This is a genomic window from Roseobacter sp. HKCC-CH-9351 (assembly GCF_037830295.1).
GTDB lineage: Bacteria > Pseudomonadota > Alphaproteobacteria > Rhodobacterales > Rhodobacteraceae > M30B80.
On record NZ_JBBLYM010000001.1, the window covers coordinates 886,716 to 908,845 of the forward strand.

General features: G+C 56.5%; 22 protein-coding genes. 12 read left to right on the top strand and 10 right to left on the bottom strand.

Annotated features, from left to right (window positions below; translation table 11 throughout):
* Positions 1 to 14 precede the first annotated feature (14 nt).
* Entirely contained in the window at positions 15 to 674 is a 660-nt protein-coding gene (locus AAC632_RS04575) for a YggS family pyridoxal phosphate-dependent enzyme (protein ID WP_340298768.1), read from the top strand.
* Here the strand turns inward: AAC632_RS04575 and AAC632_RS04580 are convergent.
* Both AAC632_RS04580 and ribA read right to left on the bottom strand, forming a co-directional pair.
* Entirely contained in the window at positions 665 to 1,132 is a 468-nt protein-coding gene (locus AAC632_RS04580; RefSeq protein ID WP_340263035.1) for a L,D-transpeptidase family protein, read from the bottom strand. The genes AAC632_RS04575 and AAC632_RS04580 overlap by 10 nt on opposite strands.
* A 50-nt stretch (positions 1,133 to 1,182) precedes the next feature.
* Positions 1,183 to 2,280, bottom strand: a complete 1,098-nt coding sequence (ribA, locus tag AAC632_RS04585) for a GTP cyclohydrolase II (protein ID WP_340297899.1) — start codon at positions 2,278 to 2,280, stop codon at positions 1,183 to 1,185.
* 173 nt (positions 2,281 to 2,453) lie between these two features.
* Between ribA and AAC632_RS04590 the strand changes: the two genes are divergently transcribed.
* The 5 genes from AAC632_RS04590 to AAC632_RS04610 all read left to right on the top strand — a co-directional run bounded on the left by AAC632_RS04590 (position 2,454) and on the right by AAC632_RS04610 (position 5,957).
* Positions 2,454 to 3,140, top strand: coding sequence for a response regulator transcription factor (locus AAC632_RS04590; RefSeq protein ID WP_317656769.1), 687 nt, complete (start codon positions 2,454 to 2,456; stop codon positions 3,138 to 3,140).
* Between the two features lie 197 nt (positions 3,141 to 3,337).
* Positions 3,338 to 4,126: an exodeoxyribonuclease III gene (locus AAC632_RS04595; protein ID WP_340297898.1), complete on the top strand. Its 789-nt coding sequence runs from the start codon at positions 3,338 to 3,340 to the stop codon at positions 4,124 to 4,126.
* A 71-nt stretch (positions 4,127 to 4,197) separates the two neighbouring features.
* Positions 4,198 to 5,100: a co-chaperone YbbN gene (locus tag AAC632_RS04600; RefSeq protein WP_340262178.1), complete on the top strand. Its 903-nt coding sequence runs from the start codon at positions 4,198 to 4,200 to the stop codon at positions 5,098 to 5,100.
* A gap of 27 nt (positions 5,101 to 5,127) precedes the next feature.
* Positions 5,128 to 5,772, top strand: coding sequence for an LON peptidase substrate-binding domain-containing protein (locus tag AAC632_RS04605; RefSeq protein WP_317656766.1), 645 nt, complete (start codon positions 5,128 to 5,130; stop codon positions 5,770 to 5,772).
* The gene (locus AAC632_RS04610) at positions 5,769 to 5,957 is read left to right on the top strand and encodes a Trm112 family protein (protein ID WP_317656765.1); all 189 of its coding nucleotides are present in this window, start codon (positions 5,769 to 5,771) and stop codon (positions 5,955 to 5,957) included. The genes AAC632_RS04605 and AAC632_RS04610 overlap by 4 nt, the downstream gene beginning before the upstream one ends.
* Here AAC632_RS04610 and AAC632_RS04615 read toward each other — a convergent pair.
* Complete coding sequence (locus tag AAC632_RS04615; protein WP_340297897.1) at positions 5,954 to 7,180, bottom strand: UbiH/UbiF/VisC/COQ6 family ubiquinone biosynthesis hydroxylase; 1,227 nt, start codon at positions 7,178 to 7,180, stop codon at positions 5,954 to 5,956. The genes AAC632_RS04610 and AAC632_RS04615 overlap by 4 nt on opposite strands.
* 91 nt (positions 7,181 to 7,271) lie before the next feature.
* Here AAC632_RS04615 and AAC632_RS04620 point away from each other — a divergent pair, with 91 nt between their 5' ends.
* The 4 genes from AAC632_RS04620 to AAC632_RS04635 all read left to right on the top strand — a co-directional run bounded on the left by AAC632_RS04620 (position 7,272) and on the right by AAC632_RS04635 (position 13,437).
* The gene (locus tag AAC632_RS04620; protein ID WP_340297896.1) at positions 7,272 to 8,624 is read left to right on the top strand and encodes an amidase; all 1,353 of its coding nucleotides are present in this window, start codon (positions 7,272 to 7,274) and stop codon (positions 8,622 to 8,624) included.
* 82 nt (positions 8,625 to 8,706) lie between these two features.
* Complete coding sequence (locus AAC632_RS04625) at positions 8,707 to 9,888, top strand: aminotransferase class I/II-fold pyridoxal phosphate-dependent enzyme (protein WP_340297895.1); 1,182 nt, start codon at positions 8,707 to 8,709, stop codon at positions 9,886 to 9,888.
* Between the two features lie 8 nt (positions 9,889 to 9,896).
* Entirely contained in the window at positions 9,897 to 12,782 is a 2,886-nt protein-coding gene (locus AAC632_RS04630) for a DNA translocase FtsK (RefSeq protein WP_340297894.1), read from the top strand.
* A gap of 55 nt (positions 12,783 to 12,837) precedes the next feature.
* Complete coding sequence (locus AAC632_RS04635) at positions 12,838 to 13,437, top strand: LolA family protein (RefSeq protein WP_340297893.1); 600 nt, start codon at positions 12,838 to 12,840, stop codon at positions 13,435 to 13,437.
* Here the strand turns inward: AAC632_RS04635 and AAC632_RS04640 are convergent.
* Entirely contained in the window at positions 13,434 to 14,018 is a 585-nt protein-coding gene (locus tag AAC632_RS04640) for a transglycosylase SLT domain-containing protein (RefSeq protein WP_340297892.1), read from the bottom strand. The genes AAC632_RS04635 and AAC632_RS04640 overlap by 4 nt on opposite strands.
* A gap of 191 nt (positions 14,019 to 14,209) precedes the next feature.
* Here AAC632_RS04640 and hspQ point away from each other — a divergent pair, with 191 nt between their 5' ends.
* A complete protein-coding gene (hspQ, locus tag AAC632_RS04645) occupies positions 14,210 to 14,536 on the top strand; it encodes a heat shock protein HspQ (RefSeq protein ID WP_317656758.1) in 327 nt (108 codons plus the stop codon).
* A 2-nt stretch (positions 14,537 to 14,538) separates the two neighbouring features.
* Here hspQ and AAC632_RS04650 read toward each other — a convergent pair whose 3' ends face one another.
* The 3 genes from AAC632_RS04650 to AAC632_RS04660 form a co-directional block, all read right to left on the bottom strand.
* On the bottom strand, positions 14,539 to 16,119 hold the full coding sequence (locus AAC632_RS04650; protein WP_340298767.1) for a gamma-glutamyltransferase family protein: 1,581 nt from the start codon (positions 16,117 to 16,119) through the stop codon (positions 14,539 to 14,541).
* 211 nt (positions 16,120 to 16,330) lie between these two features.
* Complete coding sequence (locus AAC632_RS04655; protein WP_340297890.1) at positions 16,331 to 16,783, bottom strand: ATP-binding protein; 453 nt, start codon at positions 16,781 to 16,783, stop codon at positions 16,331 to 16,333.
* Between the two features lie 40 nt (positions 16,784 to 16,823).
* Positions 16,824 to 17,168, bottom strand: a complete 345-nt coding sequence (locus AAC632_RS04660) for an STAS domain-containing protein (RefSeq protein ID WP_340252923.1) — start codon at positions 17,166 to 17,168, stop codon at positions 16,824 to 16,826.
* 129 nt (positions 17,169 to 17,297) lie between these two features.
* Here AAC632_RS04660 and AAC632_RS04665 point away from each other — a divergent pair, with 129 nt between their 5' ends.
* Complete coding sequence (locus AAC632_RS04665) at positions 17,298 to 17,747, top strand: GAF domain-containing protein (protein ID WP_340252921.1); 450 nt, start codon at positions 17,298 to 17,300, stop codon at positions 17,745 to 17,747.
* A gap of 1 nt (position 17,748) precedes the next feature.
* Here the strand turns inward: AAC632_RS04665 and AAC632_RS04670 are convergent, their stop codons facing one another.
* The 3 genes from AAC632_RS04670 to AAC632_RS04680 are packed head-to-tail and all read right to left on the bottom strand — an operon-like array spanning position 17,749 to position 22,129.
* Positions 17,749 to 18,888, bottom strand: a complete 1,140-nt coding sequence (locus AAC632_RS04670; RefSeq protein WP_340252919.1) for a DNA recombination protein RmuC — start codon at positions 18,886 to 18,888, stop codon at positions 17,749 to 17,751.
* A 3-nt stretch (positions 18,889 to 18,891) separates the two neighbouring features.
* Complete coding sequence (gene mutL, locus AAC632_RS04675) at positions 18,892 to 20,763, bottom strand: DNA mismatch repair endonuclease MutL (protein ID WP_340297889.1); 1,872 nt, start codon at positions 20,761 to 20,763, stop codon at positions 18,892 to 18,894.
* A gap of 46 nt (positions 20,764 to 20,809) precedes the next feature.
* Positions 20,810 to 22,129, bottom strand: a complete 1,320-nt coding sequence (locus tag AAC632_RS04680; protein ID WP_340297888.1) for a M16 family metallopeptidase — start codon at positions 22,127 to 22,129, stop codon at positions 20,810 to 20,812.
* Between the last annotated feature and the right edge of the window lies 1 nt (position 22,130).

A 22,130-nucleotide genomic window follows, 5' to 3' on the forward strand; every position in this document is an offset into this window, starting at 1 on the left:
TGGGTGAGGGTAAAATGGCGCTTGGGGATATTCAGGCAGATGTTGCGCGAATTTTGACCGAAGCGGGGCGCGCGCCTGATGCGGCAAAACTAATCGCTGTCTCGAAAGTCCAGCCAAACGCACGGGTTGAGGCGGTGTTGCAAGCGGGCCATCGCAGTTTCGGTGAAAACCGCGTGCAAGAAGCGCAGGGCAAATGGCCCGATTTCAAAGCCCAATTTGAGGGGGTGGATTTGCACCTGATTGGCCCATTGCAAAGCAATAAGGTGCGCTCCGCGATGGAGCTGTTTGACGCGATCCACACAGTCGACCGCGAAAAACTGGCGCGCCGCATAGCCGATATGGCCCAAGAATTGGGCCGCTGTCCCGATCTGTTCATTCAGGTCAACACAGGCGCCGAGCCGCAAAAGGCGGGCATCCTACCTGCCGATGCAGATGCCTTTATCCAAACTGCGCGCGCGATGGATTTGCCGCTGAAAGGTTTGATGTGCATCCCGCCCGTGGACGAGGAGCCAAGCCTGCATTTCGCCCTTTTGGGCAAGATTGCTGCGCGAAACGGGCTTTCGGAATTGTCGATGGGAATGAGCGCAGATTATGAAACAGCGCTGCGGTTAGGGGCCACGCATATTCGTGTGGGCTCTGCCATATTCGGCGCGCGTGTCGCCCCTCACGGATAGCTTTTCGCGTCCCGCACGATCAAACGTGTTTCGTAGGAAATGCGCGCAGTGATCCATCGCAAATCTGCACGGGAGAACGCAACACATCCTTCGGTCGGATAGCCCGCGCGCCGCCATTGGTGGATGAAAATCGCAGAGCCACGCCCTCGTTCTGCATAGGGCCAGTTCCAATCGGTGATCAGCACCAAATCATAAAGCGGGTCTGCGCGCCCCAGTTTCTCGTGGCTGTGCGCGTAGGGCGCACGCACCATGAGGTTATAGTCTTCATCGCGCGGATCATCTGACCACAGATCACGCGGCCCAATTTTGAGGGCCCAATTACAAGGGCGCGCCATGCGGTCTGCGCGATAGAGGCAGCCAACGATGCGGTGAATGCCGACTGGGGTGGCCCCATCGCCCTCGCGCTTGCTGCGGCTCATCCCGCCGCGCCCGATGCTGCAGGGAAAGCGCCGTCCCATAAACTGCGCACCCAGATGGGTGATCACAAGGTCTTCGGAGTGGGGCAGGGTCACAGCAAATGTCCTGATTTCGCGGCCTTGGTCGCCAAGTAATGCGCGTTATGCGCGTTTTGGCCAACATGGAGCGCCACGCGTTCTGTGACCTCTATGCCTGATTGGCGCATCATTTCAACTTTTCGAGGGTTGTTGGTCATCAGGTGCACCGAGGCAAAACCCAATTTTTGCAGCAACTCTGCCCCAAGGCGAAAATCGCGCTCATCATCTTCAAACCCAAGACGATGATTGGCTTCGACTGTGTCGAACCCTTGATCCTGAAGGCTATAGGCGCGCATTTTATTGGCCAGACCAATCCCGCGCCCCTCTTGATTGAGGTAGAGAAGGATACCCGCGCCGTATTGGCCCATTTGTGCCAATGCCGCGTGAAGTTGGGGGCCGCAGTCACATTTGAGACTGCCCAATACATCGCCCGTAAAGCAGGCAGAGTGTAGACGCGCCAAAACGGGTTTGTCCCGATCAGGGCGACCAATTTCAATGGCGTAATGCTCGGCGCTGCCATCATCGGGCCGAAACACATGAAGGCGCCCCGCCTCAGAGGCAACCATCGGCAGACGCGCGGCGGCTACGGCGTGAAAGGGTTGGCTTTCTGCCAATTGTGACCGCGCTACCGAGAATGGCAGAACGGTCAGCCCATGTTCCCGTGCAATCGCCACGGCGTCATCCCGAAACACGCAAAGCATCGCGGGCAAAAGCTGTGCCGACTTGGCGAAATGAATGGCGGTGCGCGCGTCATCCGCCGAGCCGTGTTCCGGCCCTTGAAGGCTTTGGAACGGGCCTTTCATCGGGCGGTCCAAATCATCCTTCGGGTCGGCCAGTGCCTTTAGGATCCGGCTGCCTGCATCTTTGGGCAATGCGATACGCGCGATATCGCCCTCATAAAGTGGCAGATTCAAGGTGCGCGCCCGCCAATCGGACAGCACGATAAAGGGCGCGCCAAGCGCGCGGAAATCTTCTACCCTATCCGTGCTTGCTGTCTCCGAGGCCAATGCGATCAACCCCTTTGCGCCATCGCTAAACACCACAGGCAAGCCTGCGCGCAAATCAGCGCGGGCGCGGGCGGCGATTTCATTGGCGGTTGGCGCAAGGCTCATCTTGTCCGTCCTGATCTTATGGTCTGGGCATTAGCTTTAGCCCCGATTGTCAGAATTTGAAACAATTGGCCACAGAACAACACAGAGCCGTGAGGATATTTTTCAAACCCTTTCCAAATAGGGTATATCACACCCATGTGAGACAGGCACAATTTTGCCTTTGGAGGGCTGACATGGCGAACCTGAAAAAAATCCTACTTGTCGATGATGACGAAGATATCCGCGAGGCGTTGTCAGAACAGCTCGTGATGACTGAGGATTTCGATGTGTTCGAGGCGGGCACGGGCGCGCAAGCGATGGAAAAGGCCAAGCAGGAAATTTACGATCTGGTGATCTTGGATGTGGGCCTGCCCGATACGGATGGCCGCGATTTGTGCCGCTTGATGCGCAAGCAAGGGATCAAATGCCCGATCATCATGCTTACAGGCCATGACAGCGATGCTGATACGATCTTGGGCCTCGATGCGGGCGCAAATGATTATGTCACCAAGCCGTTCAAGTTTTCGGTGTTGCAAGCGCGCATTCGCGCGCAACTGCGCCAACACGAACAATCTGAAGATGCGATTTTCCAACTTGGGCCGTATACCTTTAAGCCCGCGATGAAATTGCTCGAGACGGAAGATAAAAAGAAAATCCGCCTCACGGAAAAAGAAACGAATATCCTGAAATTCCTCTATCGCGCACAAGAGGGGGTCGTGGCCCGTGATGTGCTGCTACACGAGGTTTGGGGGTATAATGCGGGGGTCACCACGCATACGTTGGAAACCCATATCTACCGCTTGCGTCAAAAGATCGAACCCGATCCCAGCAATGTGCAGCTTTTGGTCACCGAAGGCGGCGGTTACCGATTGGTTGCCTGACTTGGCATCAGATTTGCAGCTGTGATGTCGCACGGGGAACCTTGCGCGATTGCCCAAGCCCCCGCGCGCCCCCCGTGGTTTCTCCCTGTTGGACTGGCCCCCGCATAAGCGGGGGCCTTTTTCAGTTTCCTTCGCATTGCACCATGCCCCTCAAGCCCTTAGGAGAGGGGACAGGTTTCATCAAAGGGCATGGCAAAATGGCGTTCACACTTGCAACATGGAACATCAACTCGGTGCGATTGCGCGAAGAGTTGGTGCTGAAACTGCTGCGTGAAGAAGCGCCGGATGTTTTGTGCTTGCAAGAATGCAAAAGCCCTGTTGAAAAAATCCCCACCGAAGGCTTTGCGGCGCTGGGCTACACCCACATGGTCGCGCGTGGTCAGAAAGGGTATAATGGCGTGGCGATCCTGTCCAAGCTGCCGCTTGAAGAGGCGGGCGCGCGGGACTGGGCTGGGCTTGGTCATGCTCGCCATGTGGCGGCGCGCCTCCCCAATGGGGTGGTCATCCATAATTTCTACATTCCCGCAGGGGGCGATATTGCCGATCGGGAGGTCAACGAAAAATTTGGCCAAAAGCTCGATTTTCTGACGGAGATGCGCGATGCGTTTCGTGCGGATGCCCCGCAAAAATCTATCCTTGTGGGCGATTTGAATATTGCGCCGCGTGAAGACGACGTTTGGAGCCACAAACAGCTGTTAAAGGTTGTCAGTCACACGCCGATTGAGGTGGATCATCTGGCCCAAGTGCAAGAGGCGGGGAATTGGGTGGATGTCACCCGCAAGGATATACCCGAAGGGTTGCTCTATAGTTGGTGGTCGTATCGCGCTCGTGATTGGGACGAGGCGGATAAAGGCCGCCGTTTGGATCACATCTGGGCCACCGCAGATATCGCCAATGCTGCGCATTCAAGCCGAATCCTGCGCGCCGCTCGCGGGTGGGAGCAGCCATCGGATCACGCCCCGGTTTTTGCGATAATTGATCTCTGACCCCTTGGAGAATGGGCCCGAAGCGCGCATATAGAGGGCGCGCGCAGATCTCATCAGTGACGGAGAAATAAATGTTGGAATTTGGTCAAGCACAGCCCGCAGGCGCGGATGTCATCAAGGATGTCACCGATCAGACCTTTATGGCCGATGTCGTTGAGGCCAGCCGCGAGGTTCCTGTCATCGTAGATTTCTGGGCGCCATGGTGCGGCCCTTGCAAGACGCTTGGGCCACAGCTTGAGGCGGCGGTGCAGGCCAAAAAGGGCGCGGTGCGCATGGCCAAGGTCAATGTTGATGAGAATCAGATGATCGCGGGCCAATTGCAGGTGCAGTCTATTCCTACCGTTTACGCGTTTTGGCAGGGCCAACCCGTGGACGGGTTCCAAGGGGCGCTTTCGCAAGGGGATGTGCAGCGCTTCGTTGAAAAAATCGCCGCCCTTGCAGGCGATGGTGGCTTGGGAGAGGCGCTTGAGGCCGCGGAAGAAATGCTTGTTCAAGGGGCCGTTGCCGATGCGGCGCAGACCTTTGCGGCGATTTTGGGCGAAGAACCTGAAAATGCAGCCGCCATGGGTGGCTTGGCGCGCGCTCATATCGCGATGGGCGATTTGGACACGGCGGAGGCCTTGCTGAATAACGCCGCCCCCGCAATCGCCGCCGCGCCCGAGATTGAGGCCGCACGCGCGCAGATCGCCTTGGCGCGCCAAGCCGATGAGGCAGGGCCCTTGGCCGAGTTGCAATCCGCCGTGGCGGCCAACCCTGATGATCTGCAAGCGCGGTTCGATTACGCAAAGGCGCTTTATGCGGCAGGGCAGGCGGAGGCGGCGATTGAAGAATTGCTTGATCTCTTCCGCCGTGATCGCGAATGGAATGACGGGGCTGCCAAGGCGCAGCTCTTTACAATCTTCGATGCGCTTAAGCCCACGGATCCTTTGGTGCAAAAGGGCCGCAGAAGATTGTCATCGATGATATTTGCCTGATCGCATTTGGCCGCTATTTCATACTTCATGATCCATCACAGCGACCTGCCTGATACGATACCGCTCTTTCCACTTCCCGGCGCGTTGCTGCTGCCGCGGGCGCGATTGCCATTGCACATTTTTGAACCACGCTATTTGGCCATGCTGCAAGATTGCATGCGCACGCCCGACCGATTGATTGGTATGATCCAACCGCTTGAGGTGCCCAAAGGCAGTGCTAAGCGGTTGCACAGCATTGGCTGCGCAGGTCGTCTGACCCAATTCTCGGAAACCGAGGATGGGCGGTATATGATTACGCTGACGGGAATTTCGCGCTTTCGCCTGCAACGCGAACAGTCAGGCTTTACCCCGTATCTCAAAGGTGATGTCGATTGGGCAGGCTTTGAGAATGATTTGGGCAAGGTCGAGCAGGATCAGGGCTTTGATCGTCCCGTCTTTATGGATCTGTTGGAGCGCTATTTTGCGGCCATGTCACTGTCGACCGATTGGGACAGTATGAAAGATGCCGAAGATGAATTGCTGATCAATTCGCTGTCAATGCTATGCCCCTTTGACCCAGAAGAAAAGCAAGCCTTGCTTGAGGCGCCCTCCCTGTCTACGCGGCGCGAGACGCTTGTAACCTTGATCGAATTTGCCTTGCGGGGTGGATCATCCGATGAGGCCATGCAATGAGCGCAGACAGCCCCGTGTTTGACAGACATATGCTTGAGGCATTGGTGTGCCCGCTGACCAAGGGGAGCCTGCGCTATGATGCAGAGCGTCAAGAATTGATCTCCGAAAAAGCAAAATTGGCATTTCCGATTAAGGAAGGCATTCCAATCATGCTAGAGAACGAAGCCCGCGAGATTGAGGGTTAAAGCACCTCGCCCTGCAAGAGGCGTGGCAAGTCCCCCGTTAGACCTGCCGCCTGCCGCATGAACCCACGCCGTAACGCGGGCGTTGCACTGACAAGGCCCATGCCGATATCGCGGATCAGCCGAAGGGCAGGGTTGTCATTTGAGAACAGGCGATTGACTGTGTCCATCCCAAGCGCAAGCGCGGTGGTGTCGAAGCGCCGCCATTGCTGATACCGCTCCAACACCAGTTCCGAGGCGATATCTTCGCCATGCAGTCGTGCCTCGTGGAGCACTTCGGTCAATGCCCCAATGTCCCGAAAGCCAAGGTTAAGCCCCTGACCTGCGATAGGATGCACGCCATGCGCCGCATCGCCAACAAGGGCAAGGCGCGGGGCAATGAACTGCTCGGCCAAGGTGAGCTTCAGCGGATAGCTGAACCGCACGCCCGCCAATTCGATCTCACCCAGAAAGTCACCGAATGCGGGGTGCAATGCCTTGAGAAACTCAGCGTCATTTGCGCGCGCAATTTGGGCGGCGCGGGCGGTTTTTTCGCTCCAGACAATAGAGCAACGATTGTCAGGCAAAGGTAGGATCGCCAAAGGCCCCGATGGCATGAAGAACTGATGTGCAATGCCGTTATGGGGCAATTCATGTTTGACGGCACAGACAAGGGCGGTTTGCCCATAATCCCAACCTTGGCGGCGAATGCCAGCGCGTGCCGCCACACCTGACGCGCGACCATCCGCGCCAATCAAAATTCGCCCCTGTAAACGCTGACCATCGGCCAATGTAACCTCGGCCAGAGCCCCATCGGTGCTTTGATCTACGACCATGCTGTCGCTGAGATGCGTAATCTTATCATTGGCCTCCATCGCCGCGATCAGCGCGCGGCGGAGGTAGCGGTCTTCAAGCATATAGCCCATAGGGCCTTCTTCCATCTCTGCCGCTTGGAAATGTAGGAAGTGCGGCGCTGCCCCGCGGCCTGCATGACCGTCTGAGGCTTTGATTTCGGAAATGGCCTGCGCCTGTTTTGCGACAGCGTCCCACAACCCCAAAGCCGCCAACATTTTTTGCGATGCACGGGCCAAAGCATAGGCGCGGCCATCGAACGTATCCGCTTCGCGCTTTGGGCGGGAATTTGCATCAATCACGATGCTTCGAAACCCTGACTGCGCGAGCGCAAGCGCAAGGGTCGGCCCGTTCAGCCCGCCACCTACAATCAAAATATCTGTGTCACATGTCATGCAGGTTATGATGGGCTAATTTATGGAATTGTCCACGCGGCATAGCGTCATTACTCTGCCCATGCGAGACAAAAGCGGCAAAGGGATGAAGATGCGCGAATGGTTGACACGCACGGCAAGTGAACAAGGGCGCGCGATTGGCGAAGGCTCGATTGATCCAGTGGGTCTGACCGAAACCTATTTGAGCGCGATAAAATCGCATCCCGCAGGCGCGCGTATTTATGCCCGTCTGACCGAGGCCCGCGCCCTAGCCGAGGCCGAAGCAGCCCGATCTCGGGCGCGCAACGGGGTGCGCCGGGGCATTCTGGACGGGGTGCCTGTCTCGTGGAAAGATCTATTTGATAGCGCCAGTGTCGCGACTGAGGCCAGCTCGCGCTTGCTTGCGGGGCGCGTTCCAACACGAGATGCCGATGTTTTGGCCCGCGCCACGCAGGCGGGGGGCGTATGTTTGGGCAAAACCCATATGTCAGAATTGGCGTTTTCTGGCCTTGGGTTGAACCCGATGTTTGGCGAAGGGCTTGATCCTTTGCCTGCAACGCCGCCCAACATCAATGACCCAGACGCCGTGCCGGGTGGCTCCAGTTCTGGTGCCGCCGCTTCGGTGGCCTTTGGGTTGGCTGCCGTTGCCATTGGGTCTGACACAGGCGGTTCTGTGCGGGTGCCTGCTGCGTTCAACGATTTGGTTGGCTTGAAAACGAGCCATGGACGCCTGTCCAATCGTGGGGTTGTTCCGCTTTGCGCGAAATTTGACACAGTTGGCCCGCTTGCGCGCTCGGTCGAAGATTGCGCCGAGGTGTTCGCCGTTCTGGCGGGCCTGCGCGCCGTTGACCTCAAGAACGCAAGCCTTGCAGGGCGGCGGCTTTTGGTGATGGAACCATATGCGGAGGATGTGCGCGATGCGCCCGCCGCAGGCTTTGCTCGTGCGCTTGAAGCCTTTGCTGCGGCAGGGGCGCAGATTGTGCGGCATAAATCAGCGGCACTTGACGCGGCGATGGCGCTTTCGCCCATTCTTTTTGCCGCTGAGGCCTATGCGACTTGGCGCGAAATGATTGAGGCCAATCCTGAAAAGATATTTGGCCCCATATTGCAGCGCTTCCGTGGCGGGGCGGATGTTTTGGCGAGTGATTATATCGCAGCTTGGCAAAAGCTTGAGGCTTTGCGGGAAGATTTCCATCGTGAGACGGCAGGGTATGACGCGGTGATTGTGCCCACTGTCGCGATTTTGCCGCCCAATATCGCGCGGTTGATGGTGGACGAGGAGTATTATGTCACCGAAAATCTACTGGCTTTGCGCAACACGCGAATTGGAAATTTGATGGGGTCTTGCGGCCTTACATTGCCCACTGGGGTGCCCTCTACGGGGGTAATGCTGCTTTGCCCCGCAGGTCAGGAGGAACGGCTTCTGCGTCTTGGGGCGGCGGCAGAGGCCGCATTGCAAGCCTGATCCTTTTTCTGGACGTTTGCGTCATAAGAGGTTAATTTGACTGTCAAAGGGGCGAAAACAGACCCCGATATTTGAGGCAGTCATGGTGTTTCCCGAGCGGTTTTCGAACCTGCCAGAATACGCCTTTCCGCGTTTGCGGAAATTGCTTGACGTCCATCAGGCGGGCGGCGATCCGATTAACATGTCTATCGGTGAGCCGCGTCATCCGTTCCCTGAGTTCATCGGACGCGCGATTTCTGAGGCGCTTGAGGGTTTTGGCCGTTACCCCCCCAATGAGGGGGGCGAAGATTTGCGCGCGGCGATTGTGGCTTGGATCGCGGGCCGCTACGGTGTTCACCTTGACGCAGACCAGCATATCCTCGCCCTGAACGGCACGCGTGAAGGTTTGTTCAATGCGGCTCTTGCGCTTGGGGTTGAGGAAAAGGCGGGACAAAAACCCGCTGTTTTGATGCCAAACCCGTTTTATCAGGTTTATGCGGTGGCAAGCCTCGCGATTAATGCAGAGCCAATCTATGTGCCTGCAACCGCTGAAACGGGCGATTTGCCTGATTATGCCGCGCTGCCTGCGGCCCTTCTTGATCGCGTGACCATTGCCTATCTTTGTTCGCCGGCCAATCCGCAAGGTGCGGTTGCCACCGAGGCCTATTGGCGTGATCTGATTGCCTTGGCCGAGAAACATGATTTCCGAATTTTCGCGGATGAATGTTACAGCGAGATTTATCGCAAAATCCCCCCTGTGGGTGCTTTGCAGGTGGCCCATGACATGGGCGCAGACCCTGATCGGGTTGTGGTGTTTCATTCGCTGTCGAAACGCTCAAACCTTCCAGGATTGCGATCGGGCTTTGCTGCATCGGGTTCTGGCAATATCGCAGCGATGAAGCAGTTGAAGAATTACACAGGCGCCCCTTTGCCTTTGCCCCTGCAAGCGGCTGCTGCCCTTGCATGGTGCGATGAGGCCCATGTGGAAGAAAACCGCGCCATCTATCGCCGTAAATACCAAATGGCTGATGAGATTTTTGGCAATGTCGCAGGGTATCAGCCGCTTGAGGCGGGGTTTTTCCTTTGGCTGCCTGTTGAGAATGATGAGGCCGCAGCCTTGAAACTGTGGCGCGAGGCGGGCGTGCGCTGCTTGCCTGGATCGTATTTGTCGCGCGCTATTGCGGGTCAGGCCATAGGCCAAGACCGCCTGCGCGTGGCTTTGGTGGCAGAAGAACAAGAATTACAGCGCGGGCTTTTGCGCCTGCATGGCTGTTTGTATCAGTGAGGTGAAGAATGGCGTATCAAACCAGACAACGTGACCCCCTTCTGGACGCCCCGATGCAAGAGGCATTGGAACGGCGTGGCAAGGAACTGCTTGGCCTTATGTTGGTGCTTGCAGGGCTTGCGGTTGGGGCCATGCTGGTCAGCTATACGCCAAATGACCCAAATTGGATGGTTGCAACAGATACGCCGCCACAGAACCTGCTTGGCCGCTTTGGGGCGTCCATGTCTGCAATTCTGATCATGATTGTTGGCTATGCATCCTATTTGATGGCGGCGGGTTTGGTTGTTTGGGGTCTGCGCTTGACCCTGCACAAAGGCGAAGAGCGCGCGCTGTCGCGCTTGATTATGCTGCCATTTGCGATTGCTGCCTGTTCTGTATTCATGGTCAGCTTCCCTCCTGGTTCGGGATGGCAGCACAGCTTTAGTTTGGGCGGGCTGTTTGGCGACACTGTTATGGGGGTTTTGGTCAATATCCTGCCCGTTTCGATGAATATGTCTATCGCCGTTTTGGGGATCGCTATGGGCGTGGTAAGCCTTGGTTTGTCAGGTTATGCGCTTGGGGTGACGCGCTCTGAACTGCGCCTCTTTACCCGTGGTGGATTGATTGCGCTTTTCCACGCCAGCAATGGCGCTTCGGGAATGGCGGCAGGTATCGGTCGCGGCGTCAGCCAAATGAGCGGCCAAATCGGCGGGCGCATGCGCGCGCCAAGTCCGCGTAGCGCGGCGCAATATTCCTCCAATGATCTATTGGTGGATGACGATGATGCGCTGCAGGTGCCATTTTCGACCCCTCAAGCCGCAGCGCCCGAAGCCCCTGCGCAACAAGGATTGTTTGACCGCGTGCCCATTTTGCGCGCCATCCGCGGTGGCGAAGATCGCACCGCAGATGTGGCGCAGCAACCGCCCCTTGTGACCGATGAGAATGCGCGCCTGCGCGAAAAAATCTCAAACGCGGTGCGCAATCGTGCGACCTCTGCACGGCCTGAGGCGTTGCGGGTCACCGATGGCATTCCCAATCCTGCCAAGCGCGTGGCGCCACCATTGACTGCACAAAGCCCCTCGCAAATTGCAGGCGAGATTTATCGCGAGGTTCCTCCGCTTTCTACCTCTGCGCATGTGGCGGATCCACAGATTGCGCAAGACTATGACCCTTATGCCGATGAGGATGACAGCGACAATATTTTCGCCGATGGTTTTGACGATGATGAAAGCTTCAGCGTGTCGCCGCAAGATGAGGACTATACGCCTGTTGCCTCGCATCCTGCCCGCACTGGGGCAGAAGCGCGGCGCGTGGTGCAGCACAGCCCCAAAAGGGCCGCCGCACCCTCTCGTCAGGCAATGGCGGATGCGCAGCCCTCCTTGCCCTTAGAGGCGCGGGAGATGGAATATGAATTCCCGCCACTCTCTTTGTTGTCTAGCCCGACCACCATTGAACGCTTTCATTTGTCCGATGAGGCCCTCGAAGAAAACGCACGGATGTTGGAAAACGTGTTGGATGATTACGGCGTCAAAGGTGAGATTGTCAGCGTCCGCCCCGGCCCAGTTGTTACGATGTATGAGTTGGAGCCCGCACCAGGCCTAAAGGCCAGCCGCGTGATCGGTCTGGCTGATGATATTGCCCGCTCAATGTCGGCGCTCTCTGCGCGGGTCTCAACCGTTCCAGGTCGCTCTGTGATCGGGATCGAATTGCCCAATTCGCACCGCGAAAAAGTGGTTTTGCGCGAAATCTTGTCGAGCCGTGATTTTGGCGATGGAAATCACAAGCTGCCTTTGGCTTTGGGTAAAGAAATCGGCGGCGAGCCTGTTGTGGCCAATCTCGCCAAGATGCCGCATTTGCTGATTGCGGGCACCACAGGCTCGGGGAAATCGGTGGCGATTAACACCATGATCCTCTCGCTGTTGTATAAATTGCGCCCTGAAGAATGTCGCATGATCATGATTGACCCCAAGATGTTGGAATTGTCGGTTTATGACGGCATTCCGCATCTTCTCAGCCCCGTTGTGACTGACCCCAAGAAGGCGGTTGTCGCTTTGAAATGGGTCGTGGGTGAGATGGAAGAGCGCTATCGCAAAATGTCGAAAATGGGGGTGCGCAATATCGAAGGCTATAATGGCCGCGTGCGCGATGCTCTGTCCAAAGGCGAAATGTTCAAGCGCACTGTCCAAACGGGCTTTGACGAGGATACGGGTGAGCCTATCTTCGAAACCGAAGAGTTCAAGCCCGAGGTCATGCCGTTCATTGTCGTGATCGTGGACGAAATGGCCGATCTGATGATGGTTGCAGGCAAAGAGATCGAAGCTTGCATTCAACGCCTTGCACAAATGGCGCGGGCGAGCGGCATTCATTTGATCATGGCGACACAACGCCCTTCGGTGGATGTGATTACAGGCACGATCAAAGCCAATTTCCCAACGCGTATTTCCTTCCATGTGACCTCAAAAATCGACAGCCGCACCATTTTGGGCGAGATGGGCGCTGAGCAGCTTTTGGGTATGGGCGATATGCTTTACATGGCGGGCGGTTCCAAAATCACCCGCGTTCATGGCCCCTTTGTCAGTGACGAAGAGGTCGAGGAAATCGTGCGTCATCTAAAATCCTTTGGCCCTCCCGCCTACGCGGCCAGCGTTTTGGATGGCCCTGATGAGGACAAAGAAAGCGATATTGATCTGGTGCTTGGTCTTGGCGGCAATACGGACGGCGAAGATGCGCTGTATGATCAGGCTGTGGCCGTGGTGGTGCGCGATCGGAAATGCTCGACCTCCTACATCCAACGCAAGCTTGGAATTGGCTATAACAAGGCCGCACGTTTGGTCGAGCAGATGGAGGAGGCAGGTCTTGTCTCAACCGCCAACCATGTCGGCAAGCGTGAGATTTTAGTGCCTGAACAGGGCTGAGCCCTCGCTGAAATGTGACGTGTCATTGAGAGTGCTTTCGCGCTATGGATGGGGCATGAAAAAACCAATTGTGACCATGGCCGTTTTGGCCGCGCTCTTTGCCCTGCCCGCGGCGGCGGCCCCGATTTCCTTGGTAGATTTGTCGGCTTATTTTGCAGGCATTCGCACAGCGGAAGCCCCATTCACGCAGTATAACGCCGATGGCACCGAGGTGACGGGGCGTCTCTTCATGCACCGCCCAGGGCGGGCGCGATTTGAGTATGATAATAGCGATGTTCTGGTCGTTGTGGGCGGCGGGCAAGTTGCAATTTTTGAAGACCTGACCGATGCGCAGCCCTTGCAATATCCGTTAAGCGTCACCCCGCTTGATTTGATTTTGGGTCGCAACGTGTCTCTCGCGACTTCGGATTTGGTGGTTGATCATCGAGAAGCCGCAGATGGCACCACCCGCGTGGTGGCCCGTGATCAAGACCGCCCAGAGGCGGGGGAATTGACGCTGGTCTTTGTGGATGCGCCTGTGCGCCTTGTGCAATGGATGACCCGCAATGAATATGGCGAGACTGTTGTGGTCGCGCTGGGTGATTTCATCTTTGGGCAGGATTATTCGAATTTTCTGTTCAGCCCGACCTTTGAGGCGGAACAGCGCAGCCGCTAGCCTTGGGTCGCGGTGCAGCTTGCCAGTTGCCGATCATAGAGCGCGGCGCGCGCTTCGACACGATCTGCCACGCGCATAAGCCATGCTTTGTTGCGATAGGTGCCGCGTGAATAACCACGATGACCTTCATGATAGGCCAGATATTGGTTGCGCGCATCCGTCAGCGCGATGCCGTTTCTTTCGCGCGAGCGGTTCATATACCACCCCATGAAATCGGTGGCATCGGAGATATCGGTGCGTCTGGCAAACCGCCGACCTGTGTCATCGCGGTATTCATCCCATGTCCCATCAAGGGCTTGGCTGTAACCTAACGCTGAGCTTTGCCGCCCTGCAGGGATGACCCCAAGCGCATAGCGGCGCGGGGTCCGTGCGTTGCTGACGAAACTACTTTCATGGTAGATCGTGGCCATCTGAACCGCGATAGGGACGCCCCAATTGGCCTCGGTGGCCTGCATGGCGCTTAGATAATAGGGGCGTTCTTCGATGATTGCGCAGGCATTATCCACATTGCGTGGTGGGGTGGCTGATCCCACGCAGGCGCCGAGCGCCAACACCAGCGGAAGCAACGCAAAGCGGTTCATATGCCTGATCCTTTATTGGACTGCTCTCTTTTTATGGGGAAATCATACGCCAGTTGCGCCGAAATGAAAATAAATTCCCGCATGATCGGCATCCTTTGTTTCAACAATCTGTTTCGCCTGATCTGCACTGCGGGTCATGGACAAATAAGGGCGACAGGATTACGGTGCGCGTTGGATCATAGGGGGTCTAGATGCTCAAACGGCATGCTAAATTCAATCTTGGGCAGGTCGTGCGCCACAAGAAGCACCCGTTTCGCGGGGTGATCTTTGATATCGACACCCAGTTTTCGAATACTGAGGAATGGTATAACTCCATCCCCGAAGATAAGCGGCCCATCAAGGAGCAGCCATTTTACCACCTTCTGGCGGAAAATGATCATAGCTACTACGTGGCCTATGTTTCCGAACAAAACCTTGAGATTGACGATACGGGCGAACCCGTGGATCACCCCGATCTGCCCGAATTGTTCGGTGAGTTTCAGAACGGGGCCTATCCTTTGGATTACCAGCTGAATTGATCTCAATACCCCAAGGCAAGACCGTCTTTACGGGGATCCGAACCTGCGATCAAAAGCCCTGAGCTTGCGTCAATTTTAATGGCTTGCGCGCCGCCAATGGCCCGATAGGGGTCGATCAGCTCATGGCCCAATTTGCGTAAATCATCGGCCACATGCGGGCTATATCCCCGCTCAAGCTGCAATTTACCCTGATCCGCAAAGCTGCGCGCACCATCAATCGCAGTTTGAACATCCATCCCATAGTCGATGATATTGGTGATCAGACGCGCGTGGCCCGTGGCCTGATATGCGCCGCCCATGACCCCGAAGGGCATCAAACTTTGGTCAGGGTAGCGTAAGAAGGCGGGAATAATGGTATGCAAGGGACGCTTGCCGCCCATGGCCTCATTTGGGTGCCCCTCTTGCAGTGAGAAGCCCGCGCCGCGGTTTTGAAACAAAATACCAAACTTATCAGAAGCATAGCCCGAGCCAAAGGAATGGAAGATCGAATAGATCATTGAGACGGCCATGCGGTTTTTATCAACCACGCTGAGATATACCGTATCTTTATGCACTGCGCCCGAGGCCTGATGTGGGTCAGCCATCGCGCGCGTGGGATCAATCAAGCCTGCCAAGGCCTGTGCGGTTTGATCTGACAGCATATGATCCAAACGGGTCAGGTGATCAGGATCAGAGATAAAACGATTGCGTGCATCATAGGCCAGTTTGGTTGCTTCGGCCTCGATATGGGCGCGGGCCGCACCGAAAGGATCCATCGCGCCGAGGTCAAACTGGGAAAGGATATTGGCCAACAACAGCGCGGTTGCGCCCTGACCATTGGGTGGCAATTCAATCAAGTCATGATCACGATAGCGGGTCGAGATTGGGGTGACGTAATCGCAGGCTGTGGCTGCGAAATCTTCTAGGCTGTGGCTGCCGCCAAGGGCACGCAGGGAGTTAACCAAATCCTCGGCCACTTCGCCTTCGTAGAACCCTGCACGACCTTCGCGCGCGATGCGGCGCAGCACCTCAGCCTGCCCCTTGGCCGTGAACAGCGCGCCAATTTGGGGCGGTTGGTCGTTCCACATATACATGTCGCGGGCCCGACCGCGGAGCGTATCGCGTGCCTCGTCCCAATCGAAAGCCACGCGCGGTGCAACGGGAATGCCATGTTCAGCGTAGAAGATCGAAGGGGCGAGGATGTCTTCAAGCGGCAATGTCCCGTGATCTTGGTGAAGGCGGCAAAACCCATCAACGGCCCCTGGCACGGTGACGGCATTGATATTGTCGAGCGGAATAGAGCGATGCCCTGCCGCACGCAGCGCTGCTGGGTCCAACGCCTTTGGCGCACGGCCCGATGCATTCAGGCCAATAATATCCTTCTGCCCCTCATAGGACACCATGGCGAATAAATCGCCGCCAAGCCCTGTTGATTGTGGCTCACAGAGCCCCAAGAGGATCGCTGTGGCAATGGCCGCATCCATCGCATTGCCGCCCTGTTCCAAGATTTGCACTCCCGTTTTGGCGGCGAGCGGGTGCGAGGTTGCAACCGCCCCTTGGGTGGTAATCAAGGCTGAGCGCCCTTGCCTCTGGAAATCACGCATCATTGTCCCTGCTCCTGCCGAAAAGATTTTAGCAAAACTAGCGGGAATGGGGGGCGCTGCAAGTGGTCAAGAACCCCGATGATGCGTAACAAGTGAGGGCGATAAAAACGCACCATCGGGGGAAGCATAAGCGTTACCCTGCTTTAATGGCTGCGAATTTGGCCGCGGCTATGATCAGACCAAGGTGATTTTGTGGCAGTGTTGGCTAAATTTAGACAAGCCCACAGGCCAATTGCGGGCTTTGTTCCAATTCAGCCGCAATGGTTAGGAAAAGATGATTTTCTAAATCGCGCCGTTTATATTGGACGTCTTGCGCAATCGCGCGGATCAGGCCCCAGCCAAATCCACCTTCGGGCAGGTCATCAAAGGCGAAGCTGTCAGGGTCGCGGAATCCACCAAGAGGGGGTGTCAGGTTCGGCATCGCGCGCCCTTTATCGGTGATATGACACTGCACCTGTGCGCCCCGACAGGAAATCGCCGTTAAAATGCGTCCGTCATCGGCCCCTGCATAAGCGTGTTCGCAAATATTGTTCAGCGCTTCCGCCAAGACCAACTCAACGTTTAGGCATTGGCCTTCATCAAGGTCGCATTCGCGCAGATAGGTGCAAATCTGTGCCAATGTTTGCCGCGCCGACTGGGGATGGCTTGTCAAACTCCACATCATATCGTAGCGCCCCCGCATGCTTGAGTATCTATCCCTGTTGTCATGCGCTATGGTTCAGCGCTGCGGTCTTATTTGGGTGAATTGCAAAGACTTTATCCATCGCCGTCAGGCGCAACACCTTATCGACCAATGGGGAGAGGCTTGTCAGTTCAAGTTGCCGATCCTGCCCAAGGGATTTGCGCATGGCAACAAGCGTGCCCAGACCGCTGGAATCTAGGAAGGTCACATCTTCCATATCTAAAATGACCCGCGCACCTTCGGTTTTTGCGGTGGCTTGTCGACAGGCATCACGGAAGGCCAAGGCAGCGGCAGCATCCACCCGACTGGCGCAAACCTTTACGATCAACCCGTTAGGGATGGGTTCAATATCCAGACGCACATCCATTTCATCACCTATGGAGAGGGTAACACAACCAAAAGGCTAGTCCGAATTCCTTGCTGAAAGGTTACCAAGCGCAGCTTTCTTCGCCGCCCAGGATGGCCTATATCGAGGCGAAGCATTAAGAGGCCCCCGATGGATTATCCGACCCTAGCCGCAACGATTGACAGCCTGACCCATGGTGAAACTGAACAAATCGCCCTGATGGCCACCATCGCCTGTGAGGTGTATCACGCCGATGCGCGGTTTGATTGGGTTGGGTTCTACCGCGTCACCGCGCCCGAAACTCTTAAAATTGGCCCCTATCAGGGGGGGCATGGGTGCTTGGTGATCCCGTTCTCGCGCGGGGTCTGCGGGGCCTGCGCGCGCAGTCGCGTCCCGCAATTGGTGGCAGATGTGAACGCGTTTCCAGATCACATTGCGTGTTCAAGCAGCACCTTGTCCGAACTGGTCTTGCCCGTTTTTGATGCCGAGGGCGCGTTAATCGCGGTTTTTGACATCGACAGCGATCAGGCGGATGCCTTTACCGAAACGGATGTGCAGGAATTAACCAAAATTCTCGCCGATGTTTTCGCGCGGAGTTGATCTACTTATCGGGAAGCGGTGGCATTGGGTCAGGGGCGATTTCCTCGAAATCGAAATTATCAAGCTTGATCGCCCGTTTGCCCGCGCGTTCTGCGGCGATTGAAATATCATCAATATCTTTGCGCGCCTGCCCGAAATGGGTGTTCAACTTATTCACCCGCTCGAACACCAGTTCCACATCACGATGCAACAGGCCCAGTTGCTTGCGGATCGCGCCTGCTTGCTCGCGCATCCGTGCATCTTTGAGAACCGCCCGCATCGTGTTGAGCGTGGCCATGCAAGTGGTGGGGGATACAATCCAGACCCGTGCCGCGAACCCTTCGCGGACAATCTCAGGAAAATTGGCGTGCAATTCGGCATAAACCGCTTCGGATGGCAGGAACATCAGCGCGCCATCGGCAGTTTCACCCTCAAGAATGTAGCGCTCAGAAATTGCCTTGATATGGCCGCGCACAGATGTGCGAAAGGCGCGGGCGGCGTCTTGGGTTTCTTGTGCGGTCTTTGCTGCGCGCAATGCCTCATAGGCCTCTAGCGGGAATTTGCTGTCGATCACAATCGGGCCGGGGGGTTTAGGCAGATGGATCAAGCAATCGGCGCGCTTTCCGTTTGAGAGGGTCGCTTGGAACGCATAGCTGTCACTGGGCAGCGCCTTTGAGACAATATCATTGAGCTGGATCTCGCCAAATGCGCCGCGCGTTTGCTTGTTCGAAAGAATGTCCTGAAGGCCCAAAACATCGCCTGACAGTTTCTCAATCTTGGCCTGCGCCCGATCGATTTGTTCGAGCTTCTGCTGCAATTCCCCAAGACTGCGGGCGGTGCGCGTTGATGTGCCGTGCAGCGTCTCACTCATGCCCTTTTGCACTTCCTCAAGGCGGCGCTCCATGGCTTGCAACATCTGTGCTTGGGTCTTGGATTGCAGATCAACCACCTGCGCAAGTCCGCCCGATAGTTGCTGTTGCCCATCGGAAAGAGATTGCACCCGTGCTTCAAGACCGCCAAGGTTGCGGGCCAAGGGTTCCATCATTGCAGCCGATCGATTGGCCGCTTTCACCCCTACAAGGATCACCCAAAAAAGGGCGATGAGGATCACCCCTCCAATGAGTGCGCCAAGGATTATTGGATTGGACAGATCAAGTTGCATCACTCACCTGCGACCAAAAAGTTTTTCAATATCGCTCAAGGCAAGTTCCACATATGTGGGGCGGCCATGATTGCATTGACCGGAATGCGGGGTGGCCTCCATTTCGCGCAAAAGCGCGTTCATTTCTTCCACGCGCATTCCACGCCCCGAACGGATGGATCCGTGACAGGCCACGCGTGACAAGATCGCCTCAATCCGAGCCTGCACCATTTGGCTTTCGCCCATATCGGCAATCTCGTCCAAAATATCGCGCAGCAGTGCCTCGCTGTTGACCGCACCCAGAATGGCAGGGGTTTCGCGCACGGCAAGTGCGCCTTCGCCAAAGGGCTCAATGATCAGACCAAATTGTGCAAGACTGTCAGCGTGATCCAAAAGAATGGCGGCATCAGGCCCAAGGGTCACGATATCAGGGATCAGCAAAGCCTGCCGCACCACGCCGTTGGTGGCCATCTGTTTTTTCAGCCGCTCATAAACCAAGCGTTCATGGGCGGCGTGTTGATCCACGATCACAAGGCCCGTGGCGGTTTGAGCGATGATGTAATTTTCATGCAGTTGCGCCGCGGCCGCCCCCAAAGGATGGCTCTTTTCGGCAAAAGAGGGCGCAGGATCAGGATCTGCTACGCGGTGGGATGGGGCGTCAAATTGGGGGGCTGTTTCAGCGAGGCCAACCTGTTCAGGCGCTTGAAACGCATAGGCGCTGCGATAGGTGCTGGGCCGCGTTTGTGGTGCCGAGTAGCCACCTTGATAGAGCTGCTGCGGCGCGCCACCCTCGGGACGCATGGCGCCCAAGGTTTCTGCGGCCACTGTGCTTGATGCGCGATGGCCCGCCTCGGCCAAGGCATGGCGCAAACTCGAGACAATCAACCCCCGCACGACACCCGCTTCACGGAACCGCACCTCCGCCTTTGCAGGATGCACATTCACATCCACCCGTTCAGGCGGGCATTCGATGAAGAGAGCCGCAGCAGGGTGGCGATCGCGGCTGAGGAAATCGGCATAAGCCCCACGCAGCGCCCCGATCAAAAGCTTGTCGCGCACTGGGCGACCATTGACGAAAAGATATTGGGCCACCGCAGAGCCGCGAGAATAGGTTGGCAGGGCTGCTAGACCGATGAGGCGGATTTCCTCGCGCGATGCGTCAATCTGAAGGGCGTTATCCACAAAATCGCGGCCCATTACTTGGCCCAATCGACTGGAAAGCGCATCAAAGAGATCCCCTATTTCGGGATCAACGGAAAACAGAGTGCGGCGGCCATCGCTGCAATCAATCAATTGGAACCCAACGCTGGGCTCGGCCATGGCGAGGCGTTTGATCACATCGGTGATTGCTTGGGTTTCGGCGCGTTCGGTTTTGAGGAATTTCAGTCGCGCGGGGGTTGCGAAAAACAGATCGCGCAACTCTACCACCGTGCCAAGTGACATGGAGGCGGGTTTGATCCGCTCTTGCCGTCCACCCGAGACAGAGATCTCATGACCATCCTCACCAGCTGCGCGGCTGGTGATGGTCAGGCGGCCAACCGCGCCCAAACTGGGCAGCGCCTCGCCACGAAACCCGAAACTTTGAATATTCAACAGGTCTGAGCCGTCAATCTTAGATGTCGCATGGCGAGAGAGGGCCATGGGCAAATCTTCAGGCCCCATGCCGCAGCCATCATCACTAACGCGGATCAAGGTTTTGCCGCCATGTGCGATTTCTACTGTGATCCGCCGTGCCCCTGCATCGATCGCGTTTTCCACCAATTCCTTGACCGCGGAGGCGGGCCGCTCCACGACTTCGCCTGCCGCGATTCGGTTGATTGCCGCTTCATCAAGCTGGCGGATCACCGGGCGCGCTACGGCTTCATTGGCATTTATGTTGTGGTCAGGCTTTCCCATGCCACTATCAGTAGCACGCGCCTGCACGATTCGGAAATGGAACGCGTCAGGGGGCGGTGTTCAGTCCTTCGGGTTGCCCCACAACCACGGTTAGCATTTTGTCAACATCCAAAAGCCGTTTTGCGACACGGGCGATGTCCTCAGATGTGACCGCCTCAACGAAGGCATTGCGGTTCGCGATATAGTCAATCGGCATCCCGCTTTGCTGCATCCCTGCCATGATCCCTGCAATGGATCCATTTCCGTCAAAGCGAAGGGGATAGGCCCCCGTCATATAGCGTTTGGCGCGCAGTAATTCCTTGTCAGTTACGCCATTTTCTGCGACATCGCGCAGGATTTGATCGACCAGTTCTAATGCTTGGCCAACGGTGGCGTTTGATGAGGAGAATTGTCCAAGCCACATGGGCTGCCAATCGGCTGTCGAGAGGCTTGTGCCAACCCCATAGGTCAACCCACGCTTCACGCGCAGTTCTTCCATCAGCCGCGCGCGGAACCCTCCCCCAATGATTTCATTCAACACGAAGGCAGGGAAAAAATCGGGGTCATCCATCGCAATCCCTTCCATCCCAAAAAGGATCACGGATTGCGGGCTTGGATAGTCAATCACGGCTTGGCGTGTGTTTGGTGAAAACCCTGCCATGCTCGGCAAAGCAGGCCCTGTCTGTGGCAGCCCCTCAAGAAGGCGGTCAATGAGATCGCCCAATTCCTCGGCAGTGATGTCGCCGGATGCGCCAATGGACACCCGTGATGTGACCAAAGCATTGCGATGGGCCGTGATCAGATCATCGCGAGTCAAGGACGCAATGCTGTCTGGGGTGCCTTCTTCGGCGGAAGCATAAGGGTGGTCGCCAAAGGCCAAGGCATTAAATGTCTGGCCTGCAATTGCATTTGGGTCTTGCGCTTGGCTTGCGAGTATTGACTGAATTTGCCCCCGCACCCGTTCAATGGCATCGGCATCAAAGCGAGGATTGCTTAACGCCTCGTGCAAAAGTGCTGCCGCCGCATCGCGATTTTCCGTCAGCATGCGTGCGCTGATGGCCACAGTATCGCGATAGGATGAAAATGAAAATTCTGCGGCCAAGCCCTGCACAGCCTCGGCAAAGCCCTGTGCCGTGAGATCACCTGCGCCTTCCTCAAGCAGGCCTGTCATCATATAGGTCGCCCCGCGTTTGCCAGGTTCATCCAAATTCGTGCCGCCCTCAAAGCGAATATCAAGCGCCACAAAGGGGATTGAATGATCTTCAACCAACCATGCGCTATGGCCATTGGGGCTGAGGACGGGCTGAATTTGAATTTCCGCACGCAGCGGTGTGACGAGGGAGATAACAGCACAAAGTGCGGCAGAGATATGTTTGACGAAATGCATG

Bases quoted from the DNA above. Each gene is read 5' to 3' on its own strand.
- AAC632_RS04575 (WP_340298768.1), top strand. From the start codon at position 15: ATGGCGCTTGGGGATATTCAGGCAGATGTTGCGCGAATTTTGACCGAA.
- AAC632_RS04580 (WP_340263035.1), bottom strand. From the start codon at position 1,132: ATGGGACGGCGCTTTCCCTGCAGCATCGGGCGCGGCGGGATGAGCCGC.
- ribA (WP_340297899.1), bottom strand. From the start codon at position 2,280: ATGAGCCTTGCGCCAACCGCCAATGAAATCGCCGCCCGCGCCCGCGCT.
- AAC632_RS04590 (WP_317656769.1), top strand. From the start codon at position 2,454: ATGGCGAACCTGAAAAAAATCCTACTTGTCGATGATGACGAAGATATC.
- AAC632_RS04595 (WP_340297898.1), top strand. From the start codon at position 3,338: ATGGCGTTCACACTTGCAACATGGAACATCAACTCGGTGCGATTGCGC.
- AAC632_RS04600 (WP_340262178.1), top strand. From the start codon at position 4,198: ATGTTGGAATTTGGTCAAGCACAGCCCGCAGGCGCGGATGTCATCAAG.
- AAC632_RS04605 (WP_317656766.1), top strand. From the start codon at position 5,128: ATGATCCATCACAGCGACCTGCCTGATACGATACCGCTCTTTCCACTT.
- AAC632_RS04610 (WP_317656765.1), top strand. From the start codon at position 5,769: ATGAGCGCAGACAGCCCCGTGTTTGACAGACATATGCTTGAGGCATTG.
- AAC632_RS04615 (WP_340297897.1), bottom strand. From the start codon at position 7,180: ATGACATGTGACACAGATATTTTGATTGTAGGTGGCGGGCTGAACGGG.
- AAC632_RS04620 (WP_340297896.1), top strand. From the start codon at position 7,272: ATGCGCGAATGGTTGACACGCACGGCAAGTGAACAAGGGCGCGCGATT.
- AAC632_RS04625 (WP_340297895.1), top strand. From the start codon at position 8,707: ATGGTGTTTCCCGAGCGGTTTTCGAACCTGCCAGAATACGCCTTTCCG.
- AAC632_RS04630 (WP_340297894.1), top strand. From the start codon at position 9,897: ATGGCGTATCAAACCAGACAACGTGACCCCCTTCTGGACGCCCCGATG.
- AAC632_RS04635 (WP_340297893.1), top strand. From the start codon at position 12,838: ATGAAAAAACCAATTGTGACCATGGCCGTTTTGGCCGCGCTCTTTGCC.
- AAC632_RS04640 (WP_340297892.1), bottom strand. From the start codon at position 14,018: ATGAACCGCTTTGCGTTGCTTCCGCTGGTGTTGGCGCTCGGCGCCTGC.
- hspQ (WP_317656758.1), top strand. From the start codon at position 14,210: ATGCTCAAACGGCATGCTAAATTCAATCTTGGGCAGGTCGTGCGCCAC.
- AAC632_RS04650 (WP_340298767.1), bottom strand. From the start codon at position 16,119: ATGCGTGATTTCCAGAGGCAAGGGCGCTCAGCCTTGATTACCACCCAA.
- AAC632_RS04655 (WP_340297890.1), bottom strand. From the start codon at position 16,783: ATGATGTGGAGTTTGACAAGCCATCCCCAGTCGGCGCGGCAAACATTG.
- AAC632_RS04660 (WP_340252923.1), bottom strand. From the start codon at position 17,168: ATGGATGTGCGTCTGGATATTGAACCCATCCCTAACGGGTTGATCGTA.
- AAC632_RS04665 (WP_340252921.1), top strand. From the start codon at position 17,298: ATGGATTATCCGACCCTAGCCGCAACGATTGACAGCCTGACCCATGGT.
- AAC632_RS04670 (WP_340252919.1), bottom strand. From the start codon at position 18,888: ATGCAACTTGATCTGTCCAATCCAATAATCCTTGGCGCACTCATTGGA.
- mutL (WP_340297889.1), bottom strand. From the start codon at position 20,763: ATGGGAAAGCCTGACCACAACATAAATGCCAATGAAGCCGTAGCGCGC.
- AAC632_RS04680 (WP_340297888.1), bottom strand. From the start codon at position 22,129: ATGCATTTCGTCAAACATATCTCTGCCGCACTTTGTGCTGTTATCTCC.